The organism is Oleiphilus sp. HI0128, assembly GCF_001635365.1.
On record NZ_LWGG01000135.1, the window covers coordinates 1 to 10,630 of the forward strand.

Below are 10,630 nucleotides of genomic sequence, written 5' to 3' on the forward strand. Positions count from 1 at the left end.
AACGCCTGCTTTTACTCTTAGCCCAATTGTCGCTCGACATAATACAGCCCTTGTTTATATAAAGGCTTTAGATTTTCTTCTGACACCCAGTTGTACTTTGCGCAATATATTTCCTTAAACTTTTCGATATTGTTATGCGCTTTAAAGTTGGTCGCCAAAACAAAAGCTGTGTCATGGGCGTATTTAAGCGCTGATAAAAACAGTTGATTATATTCGTCCAGTTCCGTGGCCGAGAGAGTTGGGTATTTTTTAGCGAAGCGTTCCTGTGTTGATACCTGCCAGTTCTTACCAAAAGCCATGGCTAACTGAAGACCTTCATTCAGCATGTCGTTTTTTTTGTTGGGACGCTTTCTAGAAAAAAGTGATGATAACAAAAGGACTCTCCGGCAGGGCTTAATTGCGAACAGTCATAAATACTATCTTAATAAGATCCTTATCTATAGGGCTAATCACCAAAACTCTCTACAGTGTAACGTTCAAGTTCTATTGATTCATTCCAATAGTCCAACGTCAATCCAGCTTTGGCTTTAAGGTGATTTAAAAAATCAGACTTATCTGGCAGCTGCTCCCAGACAGAGGGTAGAAAAGTTGCTCTTCGATTACCTAACGTCAATATCAGGCCATCTATACCGACACGTAGTTGAGATAGTAAGTCTTGCTCTGAATTCACCTGCATCGGCTCTGGGGTGCTTAGTACAGAAATATGATATTGGAGTTTCTCGTATTCGCTCTGTGACATAGGCGAAAAGCGGGAGTCATTAAATGCTGCACGGTAAGCATTCTCTGCAATATCGAGCACTAGAGGCCGATAAGCCTGAAGAGAACCTATACAGCCGCGTAATTCTCCGCTAATTTTCAATGTAACAAAGCTGGCAAACTCTTTTACTAGCTCAGCATCATAGTCACCCATTTGAACGGACAAAGGCCTACCGTGATCTAAACCATGCCTGATAGATGCTTGTGCTATAGCGATCAGTTGCTGCTGATGCTGTTCATTCAAGGCCTTTCTCCTTTTATAAATACGCTAGCTTAGGAAAAACTCCAAGCACCGTAGCCAACCACTCTATCTTTATCTCCAGCAGTATCACCTGAATTACACAGTGCCAAGCGATGCGGCGTCAGATCACGTTTTAGTGCTATTTGAAGTAATCCATTCACCGGGTTTCGGCCACAGGCATCGTCATATTCAATCAAGTCTGCCTGAAGCGTGTCGATAGCTTCGGCAGTCTTGCTATCCTTTTTACTAGCGACTTCGTAGCTCAGAAAATGACTCAGGTCAGAACTGATGACAAACAAGGTATCTTCGCCACCCCATAAGGAATCAATCACCTTGGCAACCTGATGCTTATCCGCATCTCCAACAACTAAGGGAAGCAAACTGAAGTCGCCTAATAGCGCTTGTAGAAAAGGTAATTGAACTTCGAGGCTATGCTCCTGAAGGTGGGCCTGGTCAAGCGTTTGAGCTAGCCCCTTAAGCTCAAGTTTTTGGGTCGCTAGGTAATCAAGTTCGATCATTCCCAAGGGAGTCTCATAGCTATGGAAGTGGCTACTGGCCAAACCTTTAAAACCATAATGATGGGATGGCCCCAAGAGAACGACTCGTTTGATTTTATCGACATAGGGTAGCAAACTCGCGTAAGCCGAGGCAGCGACCGCACCTGAATAGATATACCCTGCATGAGGCACGATAATCGCTTTTGGCTGAGCTGCCGGTACTTCTGGCAAGACCGACAAGGCGATTTTCATACAGTCATCAATATTAGCGCGCAGCTGCTGCGGGTTGGACGGGTAAAACTGTCCTGCCACGGCAGGAGAACGACTCAAATTCATAGGTGAAGCCCTCCGTTTGTGCAAGGGAAATCGACTCGGCACATTGAGATTGACAAACTTAACCCCAATACTGATAAGTATAGAGGCCATTGATAAAAGGAAAAAGTAATTAGCTAGCAGAATCAAGGCAAAGCTAAGTGCCCGGCATGTGGCGCAGACTGTCCGGGATATTTCTCACAAGATAATGAATAGTGGAAAAGCTATGAGGCTCTTTATCGCAACCCCCTTATCAAATACAACACAAGCTGAAGTGTTACAGTATCAGCCGCCAACAGCTGAGGGCGCTCGCTTACTTCGCCCTGAACTCTTGCATATGACCTTACAGTTTATTGGTGAAGCAGAGCCTAAGGTGGTCAGCCAAGCACTGCAGAATATCCAATTCAATGCCTTTAGTACTCACTTCACTCAAACCGGAGTCTTTTCCCCTAAAAAGAGTAAGAACATTTTATGGCTCGGGCTCGCCCTGAATGATGACTTAGCTCGGCTGCAAAAAATGATTAGCCACTCACTACGCGAAGCGGGCATCAAAATCGACTCCCGTCTGTTCACCCCACATATCACGTTGGCGCACTGTAAGCACAGTATGGATAAGGCCTATATCGACGCATTCGTCAATCAAGAGCCCATCGCCTGGCCTTACCAGATTAATCAATTTCACCTATATCGTAGCCATAATAAAGGCGGGCAACTGCACTATGACATTATAGAGAGCTACTAGGTTTAAACCTCTGTATCGCTCAAACATACCGCGTAACGTATCTGTTCCCAGTCATAGCCCTCACCCAAGGCCTCGAATACTGGTTTGATTCGTTCAGGCTTGTTCAAGCTTAGCCATTGTGCCTGAATACCCGCTATTTGTTCTGGCGATATCATCGTACTGACATCAACGTCTTCCCCATGAAAAGCCAGACGATATATATGGCTAATTATCGTAGACTTACTTAAACCTCTCGTTTTGGCGATCTCATTGGGTGACTGCCCTTGCTGATAGAGCGAAAAGGTCTCTCGATGCGTATCGCCTAGTTTCGCCATAGTAAAGTCACTACGCGCAGGTTTAGGCGGCAACTTTTTCCGCACAGGCCCATCAATAAGTAAGCGATCACTCTCATCAACCAATCTGGATATTAAGGCAACGAAGGGTTCACCATACTTCTCACACTTATGATCCCCCACACCGCTGACCGTCAAGAAGGCGGCTAAGTTCCCAGGCTTAAGCCGAGACATATCTTTTAAGCTTGCATCTGAAAAAACGGTATAGCCCTGAACTTTATCCTTCTGCGAAATTTCTTTTCTGAGCCCTTTTAATGCCTCAAACAAAAGATGCTCAGCCTCGCTAAGATCGGCGTGCTTGTTCACTTTTTTCTCAACCTGATTGATTTTTGAATCTACAGGCTCACATAGCTGAACTGTCTTATCTCCTTTCAAAACAGCCATCGATAAGTCCGTCAGATGCAGTGTACTGCCTTGAGAAAAGTCGAGTGATAGATAGCCGCGATCAATCAGCTGTGTAATGTAGTGAGACCAGTCTTTCCAGGCGATGTCCTTACCTGCGCCGTAGGTCTTGATAGTATTTAGACCCGACTCCAATACCGCGCGACTCGATGAAGCTCTCAAGATATCAATTAACATATTAATACCTACAGCCAAATTGCGCTGCTGAACTCTAAAGCAAGCAGACAGGGCTTTCTGAGCGATGACTGTGCCATCGAAGCTTTTGGGTGGATGAATGCAGTGGTCGCAGTGCCCACAACCTTCTTCTCGATGCTCACCAAAGTAATTCAGAACAAAATTGGTACGACAAGAAAGCGTTTGGGTAAACTCCCAAAGCCGGCTAAGCTTGGCTAATTGCACTTGTTTGAAGCGCTCATCGGCATCGCTATCTTCGATAAAGCCTGTCAGGGTTTTCATATCACCAAAACCTGCAAACAGTAGCGCTTTGGCCTCTTCGCCATCTCGCCCGGCACGGCCCATTTCCTGATAATAGCTTTCAATATTTTTTGGCAGGTTATAGTGAATTACCCAGCGAATATTCGGTTTATCGATACCCATACCAAAGGCGATGGTAGCGCAGACTATCTGGATATCATCACGCAAGAACTTGTCTTGCACCTCTGCCCTACGTTCACTATTCATCGCTCCGTGATAATGCTCGGCAATGTATCCGGCATCACGTAATTTCGCTGCCGTTTCTTCGGTACTGCGGCGGCTCAAGCAATAAATAATACCGGCTTCCTTGCCTTGCGTTTGCAGAAACTGGTAGATCACCTGAATTCGTTTTTTAGCTGGCAAGACCTCTATTTCAATATTTTTACGCTCAAAACTGGATACAAAGGTCTCGCAGTTGACCAAGCCTAGTTGCTGACGAATATCTTGCTGTGTCGCAGTATCTGCGGTTGCAGTCAAGGCGGCTACCGGCACATTGGAGAACAAACGTATCAGCTCGGTTAGGCGAGTATATTCAGGACGGAAGTCATTCCCCCATATTGAAACACAGTGCGCTTCATCAATGGCAATTTGCACGATATTCAAACGACTCACCCAATTCAAAAAACCTCTTGAAACAGCGCGTTCGGGTGATACATATAAAAGCTTAAGTGCACCACTTTCCGCTCGGGTTCGAATCATCTGCTCCTCATCACTGCTGCAGGCACTATTTAGCGCCTCAGCTTGAATACCGCTAAGTTGAAGTGCTGAGACTTGATCCTGCATTAGTGCGATAAGAGGTGAGACAACAATACTCAAACCGTCCAGCATGACAGCGGGCAGCTGGTAACAAATAGACTTACCACCACCGGTAGGCATAATCACCAGGCTAGACTGGCCCTTAAGTGTACGTTCGATGGCACCCGCCTGATTGAGGCGAAAGGCATCATAGCCAAAGTAAGATTTTAGGGCGTGAAGCGCCGTGTCCATATTCATAGGTCGTTCTCCTGAAAGGGGCTGTGATTCTTAACTTCCCTTTGGGCATCATGAGGAGACACGTCGGGCAGGTCTTTCCAATTTATCGGCATCGCAAATTCCTTTTGCTAATGATTGAATTCACGAGAAGCCTAGCAAATATAGTGGGTCGCATGCAAAGTCGGCCAACACGATTTACATTACAATAGGCCAAAATATTAAACGCCATTCTGGCAACTAAACTAGATGGAACACCTCCTAAATGCTAAAGTAAGCAGATGCTAACTTCCTATAAGCCAATAACGCTAATAATAAAGCGCTCAATAGTCCTATTAGCACTGTTTTTATCAGCTTGCGCCAGCTTTGATCAGACCAACATTAAACCCGGTCAGCGTGTTGATGGCTTTACTTTCTCTTTTGAAGTGCCTACAGAAACACCCTGGTTTGCAGTCGTATATGGCACAAGTCATCGTCTGAAACTCAGCCAATTAAACCAAGACGATAGTTACTCCATTCTAGTCACCTTAACTCGCGGCCCAAGAAGCGGTATGTATTCGAGTGCCAACGCGCACTTACAGGCACTAAAGCGCCACCTGCAATTAGAACGGCAGCCAAAAGGTTTAGTCCTCCATCACCAGGCACAAGCCATTGATACACGCTATGGCGAATTATGCATTCGTCAAACCAGTAATAGCGAAGACTGGCGAGGTCGAGCAAAGCCCGGCCCAGCGCTGATAGACAGTATCACCCTGACCTGTCCTCACCCCGGCTTCGCAAACGTACTAATCAGCACGACGCTAAGCCGACGCTATGAAACTCACGCAGCAACACTTGAACTAACAAACTACGCAGACCAACTTTTCGCTTCATTCGAGTTTGAACCAGATTATTGAAAACACCATTCCGAAAAGTAAGGGTTTTCTCATTCTCTGAACTGAGTTAGTTTTAGCACCAGTCAAGTTCAAGGAGCGCATCATGAAAAAAATCATCATAAGCAATAGCGGGAAAGCAAATGTATTACAAGTTCAAGAGGCTGCCGACCTGGTGGCTGGTGATAAGGAAGTTCGTATTGCAGTGAAAGCTGCGGGATTGAATTTTGCTGATATTTTGGCTCGACAAGGCCTCTACCCTGATGCGCCGAAAACGCCTTGTACCGTTGGCTATGAAGTATCGGGTGTCATTGATGCTATCGGCACAGGCGTAGATGAATCCTGGCTAGGCAAGGAAGTTATCGCCTTAACACGCTTTGGCGGCCAAGCTGAGCAAGTCACAGTGCCCCTACAACAAGTATTTGATAAACCAGAAACGCTCTCCTTCGAAGCCGCAGCAGCAATCCCCGTAAACTACCTTACCGCCTACCAATTACTCGTCGCGATGGGAGGCTTACAAGCTCATGAGAGCGTTCTCATTCACAATGTGGGAGGTGGTGTCGGTCTTGCTGCACTGGAAATCGCCAAGCATATTGGCGCTACAATTTATGGTACTGCTAGCTCAAGGAAGCACAAGTTCTTAAAAGAAAAGGGCTTGGATCACGCAATAGATTACCGTACCCAGGATTGGAAGAAAGAACTTCTCGCCCTCACCAATAGCCGCGGTGTCGACTTGATCACAGACCCTATTGGCGGCGATAACCTGAAAAAAAGTTACAGTGCCTTAGCTAACACCGGCCGACTAGGCATGTTTGGTATTTCCTCTGTGTCCGACTCGGGAATCAAAGGCAAGTTGAATATGCTTAAGATGATTGTGCAAACACCTTTTTATCACCCTTTTGGTTTAATGGATCAGAACAAAGGCGTATATGGTGTCAATATGGGGCATTTATGGCATGAACATAAGAAGATTGATATCTGGATGAAAGAGATACTAAAAGGCTATGCTGAAGGCTGGATCAAGCCTCATGTCGATAGCACGTTTTCCTTCAAGGATGCAGCCAAAGCGCATGAGCATATCGAGCAACGCAAGAATATTGGTAAAGTAATTTTAGTCCCCTAACTCACAATGAAAGCAAGGCTCTTCCATTTATTGGCTTGCTGAGCCTTCGCATATTCTAGAAGGTATACTGAGCCAACATACTGACACTAATAGAATCGCTGTCACGATAGACTTGCGGGCCCTCAAGTACGCGGTATCGCTTACCCTTAAGGAACAAGACTTCCGCCCCTAAGCGCAGCGCACTGTCTTCTTCCTGCCACATTAACGCTAAGGTATGACTACGCCCAAACTCGTTATTTTCTTGGTCCATCTGATCTTGGTCATCAATACCAAACTGGTCATAGCGATAGCTGATTCGATAGTCATTCAGACGGTAGGAAAACATGCCGTACAGGCTGTAGAAATCTATATCAATGCCAGGACCCGCTCCCATTTCAGAGCTGCCTTGAGAGGCTTCCGATAAGAACTCCCAGCCCTCACTAATACGCCAAGCCAAGCCAGCCATAGCAAAGCGGGTTTTCCAGGCATATTCTGCATGTAGAAGTGTCGTATCGCCCCGGTTATCGACCCAAGTGAGCTTTATATTCAGCTCATCCAAAGCCAGTGATGACCTCAGCGCATACCCTGGCCGACCATCAAGATCTAGACCAAAAGGTTTAGTACCGTCATCTCGCTGCCCCGCAAAAATCTGCCCGTATTGAAGGTTGCTGAGCTCAGGCAAGGCCAATACATCACCCAATACCGTGCGCTGACGCCCGTAAGTCCAACCTCTATAGGCCAACAAAGCGCCCATTGAATCATTACCACCAAAGATCGTTGCAGCTGCCGATAACTCTGGCCCACTATCAAAATGATAACGATAAGACATGTCTAAGCCGATAGGGTGAAACTCCTCACCTATCCAGCTATTGAGCGAAGAGTAGCTAATGGTATAAGGGGATTCCCAGAAGCGATCTATATTTTCCATTGAGGTCGGTAAGAAAAACTGGCCCAGCTTAACACTAAGCGCTTGATTGAAGTCGATATCATGACGATACCTTGCGCTCCACTCTATCACCCCAAGAGAGCGAACGGAGCTATCATTACTCGTACCTTGTGCTTGGATATGAGTACTCAATTGAAAGGCAGAAGAAGGCCGGTACCGATACTCGATATTTGATTCAAATAGGCCTGAAACCGAGCTATCCTGGTCACCCTGTCCAAAACGTCCCAGCCCACCATTGAGCCATGTATTTCCGCTGTCTTGATAGTTGGTAACAAGCGTCACATTGCCGATAAAGCGGTGTGGGCTATTCTGCTTTGCATGCACAAGTGCGCTGCTGATCAAAGCGACTAGAAGCAAGGCGGCACAGATAACTGAAGAGTGTTTTATTCTGAATGCTTTGTTTAGCCTTGTTCATCGAAAAAATAATGCTAGTACTCACTGTTTACATCATAGCCTTTAAACCAGGTAACAAAGTCTGCCGAGTTTTGTGGGCGAGAGATATAGTAACCTTGTAACTTATCGCATCCCCATGTTTCGAGTAAGGCCCAAGACGCTCTGTTTTCAACCCCTTCAGCAACGACAGTTAAACCGAGCTGATGAGCCATGTCTATCGTTGACTGGACAATAGCCTGGTCATATTTACTTTCATCCAGTTTCAAAACAAAGGCCATATCGATCTTTAGCTCGTCTACGGGTAAATCTTTAAGTTGGCTCAAAGATGAATAGCCTGTGCCATAATCATCAATCGCCAAGATAATCCCTTGGTCTCTTAATTGATTAAGCACTTTTAGGGCTTGAACCGGGTTATCAATCATCGCACTTTCGGTGACTTCAAGAATTAGCGAAGAAGTAGAGAGGCCGTTTTTCTCAAGCTCTTGCGCCACATAATCGGGTAGGTCATCGTTGGCCAGATCATAAGCCGAGAGATTGACTGCCATTTTTAGGTCTATCCCTTGAGTTCTCCAAGCAGCGGCTTCACGCAATACACTAGCAATCACCCAACGCGTTAGCGGTGGCATCAAGCCAGACTGTTCAGCAAGACCAATGAACTCTTCAGGTGAGATAAAGCCCAACTCGGGATGAATCCAACGAATCAATGCCTCAACCTGGGTGACTTTGCCTTGCTTAAGCTCCAGCTTTGGCTGATAGAACATGCATAAGGAATCTTGATCGATCGCCTCTTTCAAATCGTTGACCAGGCGCGTTTGCTTAAGATGCTTTTCATCACTACCTGGCTGATAAAGCAACAAAGCAAGCTTCTGCTCATTCGCTTCATTGAGCGCTATGTCCACACGCCTCATTAATTCATCAGTTCGTTGACCATGCTGTGGATATAAAACCACACCCGAGGTAAATGCAATGGGGAGCTTAAGCTCGTTTATTTGATAGGGCTCAATAATCGCTTCTAAAATTCGATTCGCTCGTGCAGATACTTCTGGTTCTGTATCTGCCTTGAGCAATAACAAGAACTCATCCGCCCCCAGCCTTGCAGCACTATCATCCTCACCCATCAGCGAAGAAAGGCGCTTGGCAATACTAATTAGAAGCTGGTCGCCGATATGATAACCAAAGGTCGTATTCACTTGTTTGAAGTGACGAACATTCACCTGCATCAGTGCAAATATGTCTGAATCACCATCGCTTTGCTCAAGCAGGGTTTCAATCTTCTCTTGTATCGAAGCGCGATTAGCCAAACTCGTCAAAGTGTCGTGAAAGACTTGATAGAGAATTTTGTCTTCTCGATCAGCGATGCCCCGCTGCATATGACTTAAGCTGTTAGCGAGTTTACCTATCTCGTTCTTCTTAAAAAGATCAAAATCAATTTCTCCCTTATAATCACCCTGGCTAATTCGTTCTGCCGCACTCACCAGCGTATTAACCGGTCGTGTAATATTTCGGGCAATAATAAAGGCAATAAAAGCCGATAGTAGCAATGCAACGGATGCAATAATGAGTATATGGATTTTTAGTGGTGAAAATTTGGCAATAGCCAAAGACAAGGAGGTACTCAATACCGCATTCACTTGATAATTATCAGCCTTCACCAATGAAGTCACCAGCGCTAAAAAAGACTCTCCCTGGTATGTCATGTGCAACCAGTCACCCTGAGTTTCATAGACCCTCATTGCTGCGTTAGTCTGCTCATCCAGAGTCGACAACTCAAAGCGGCGCTCATTGCTATCCCAACCCGAAAAGCTCACCTCCAGCGTTGTCAGCTCTTTTAACTGCCGAGCAAGCTTATCGTCAATTTGGAAACCTACGGCTGTCCAGGCAGACGTAACCGGCGCAAGTACCGGCAACATCAGAATTTGGTAGGGTAAGCCATCTAATACAACGGTTTGCATCAGACCGCCATTTTCCTCTGCTTCTGACAACAAGTGCTTAAAGGGGAAGTTCTGGCTTTTACCTGTGCTGGCAATCAAGTCACCTTCGAGTGAGGCGATCATCATCAAGTCAGCGCCTATTCTAGCCCCATGATTGTCGAGCACTGAGCCAATAGTTGAACGGTCCTGATCCAGCACAGCGGCTTTAAAACCAAAGTCTGAGGTCAGTACCTCAGCAGACTCGAACAACTGGTTACCTCGCAGCGCCAGTAACTGTTCAAAAACCTTTTGACCTACGACGAGCTTCTCTCTCGCCTGCTCAGCGACACTATTGTTAGTCGCTAATAACACTGCCGAAATCGTCATAATCGACGAGACAATAATTAAACTTAAAAAGGATAGTAGGATTTTTTTTCGCAAGCTCAAGTCAATAATCATCGCGATCCCTTCTATACGCTCTGAACTGACGTCGCGTCTTTTCCTTTTTGAGCTTCAAGGTAATCGTGACTGTTTCATGCTTACTATCGATAGCTTTTCTAACTAAACCGGCTTTCCCCTCTAAGCGAGGATGCCAAATGAGCAGTTCTTCAGCTGTCTGAGAAAAGGTAAGTTTGCCGCTTTCATCGCTCACACCATAATTAGGCCATGGTGACACATAGAT

The 10,630-nt window shown here is 45.8% G+C and carries 10 protein-coding genes; 3 read left to right on the forward strand and 7 right to left on the reverse strand.

The genetic code is table 11. The features are described from left to right. Positions 1-17: 17 nt before the first annotated feature. The 3 genes from A3763_RS01745 to amrB all read right to left on the reverse strand — a co-directional run bounded on the left by A3763_RS01745 (position 18) and on the right by amrB (position 1,830). Positions 18-374 carry a hypothetical protein gene (locus A3763_RS01745; protein WP_156494819.1) on the reverse strand — a complete coding sequence of 119 codons (357 nt, stop codon included), beginning with the start codon at positions 372-374 and terminating at the stop codon, positions 18-20. Positions 375-445: 71 nt separating this feature from the next. After that, positions 446-1,000, reverse strand: coding sequence for an AmmeMemoRadiSam system protein A (gene amrA, locus A3763_RS01750; RefSeq protein ID WP_082880337.1), 555 nt, complete (start codon positions 998-1,000; stop codon positions 446-448). A gap of 29 nt (positions 1,001-1,029) precedes the next feature. After that, positions 1,030-1,830, reverse strand: a complete 801-nt coding sequence (gene amrB / locus A3763_RS01755) for an AmmeMemoRadiSam system protein B (protein ID WP_068513332.1) — start codon at positions 1,828-1,830, stop codon at positions 1,030-1,032. A gap of 202 nt (positions 1,831-2,032) precedes the next feature. Between amrB and thpR the strand changes: the two genes are divergently transcribed. Next, a complete protein-coding gene (gene thpR, locus A3763_RS01760; protein WP_068633863.1) occupies positions 2,033-2,548 on the forward strand; it encodes an RNA 2',3'-cyclic phosphodiesterase in 516 nt (171 codons plus the stop codon). 2 nt (positions 2,549-2,550) lie between these two features. Here the strand turns inward: thpR and recQ are convergent, their stop codons facing one another. After that, positions 2,551-4,749, reverse strand: a complete 2,199-nt coding sequence (gene recQ / locus A3763_RS01765; RefSeq protein WP_068633861.1) for a DNA helicase RecQ — start codon at positions 4,747-4,749, stop codon at positions 2,551-2,553. 257 nt (positions 4,750-5,006) lie between these two features. Here recQ and A3763_RS01770 point away from each other — a divergent pair, with 257 nt between their 5' ends. Then, positions 5,007-5,621 carry a hypothetical protein gene (locus A3763_RS01770; protein WP_068509688.1) on the forward strand — a complete coding sequence of 205 codons (615 nt, stop codon included), beginning with the start codon at positions 5,007-5,009 and terminating at the stop codon, positions 5,619-5,621. A gap of 82 nt (positions 5,622-5,703) precedes the next feature. Continuing rightward, positions 5,704-6,720 carry a medium chain dehydrogenase/reductase family protein gene (locus A3763_RS01775; RefSeq protein ID WP_068513341.1) on the forward strand — a complete coding sequence of 339 codons (1,017 nt, stop codon included), beginning with the start codon at positions 5,704-5,706 and terminating at the stop codon, positions 6,718-6,720. A gap of 55 nt (positions 6,721-6,775) precedes the next feature. Here the strand turns inward: A3763_RS01775 and A3763_RS01780 are convergent, their stop codons facing one another. The 3 genes from A3763_RS01780 to A3763_RS01790 form a co-directional block, all read right to left on the reverse strand. Continuing rightward, on the reverse strand, positions 6,776-7,969 hold the full coding sequence (locus tag A3763_RS01780) for a hypothetical protein (RefSeq protein WP_156494821.1): 1,194 nt from the start codon (positions 7,967-7,969) through the stop codon (positions 6,776-6,778). 104 nt (positions 7,970-8,073) lie between these two features. Further along, on the reverse strand, positions 8,074-10,407 hold the full coding sequence (locus A3763_RS01785) for an EAL domain-containing protein (protein WP_068633857.1): 2,334 nt from the start codon (positions 10,405-10,407) through the stop codon (positions 8,074-8,076). Beyond that, positions 10,397-10,630: hypothetical protein (locus A3763_RS01790; protein ID WP_231872069.1), on the reverse strand; the 234-nt coding region annotated here is incomplete at its 5' end. The genes A3763_RS01790 and A3763_RS01785, both read right to left, overlap by 11 nt.

Coding starts and splice junctions, on each gene's coding strand:
- amrB (WP_068513332.1), bottom strand. CDS start 1,830: ATGAATTTGAGTCGTTCTCCTGCCGTGGCAGGACAGTTTTACCCGTCC.
- thpR (WP_068633863.1), top strand. CDS start 2,033: ATGAGGCTCTTTATCGCAACCCCCTTATCAAATACAACACAAGCTGAA.
- recQ (WP_068633861.1), bottom strand. CDS start 4,749: ATGAATATGGACACGGCGCTTCACGCCCTAAAATCTTACTTTGGCTAT.
- A3763_RS01770 (WP_068509688.1), top strand. CDS start 5,007: ATGCTAACTTCCTATAAGCCAATAACGCTAATAATAAAGCGCTCAATA.
- A3763_RS01775 (WP_068513341.1), top strand. CDS start 5,704: ATGAAAAAAATCATCATAAGCAATAGCGGGAAAGCAAATGTATTACAA.
- A3763_RS01785 (WP_068633857.1), bottom strand. CDS start 10,407: ATGATTATTGACTTGAGCTTGCGAAAAAAAATCCTACTATCCTTTTTA.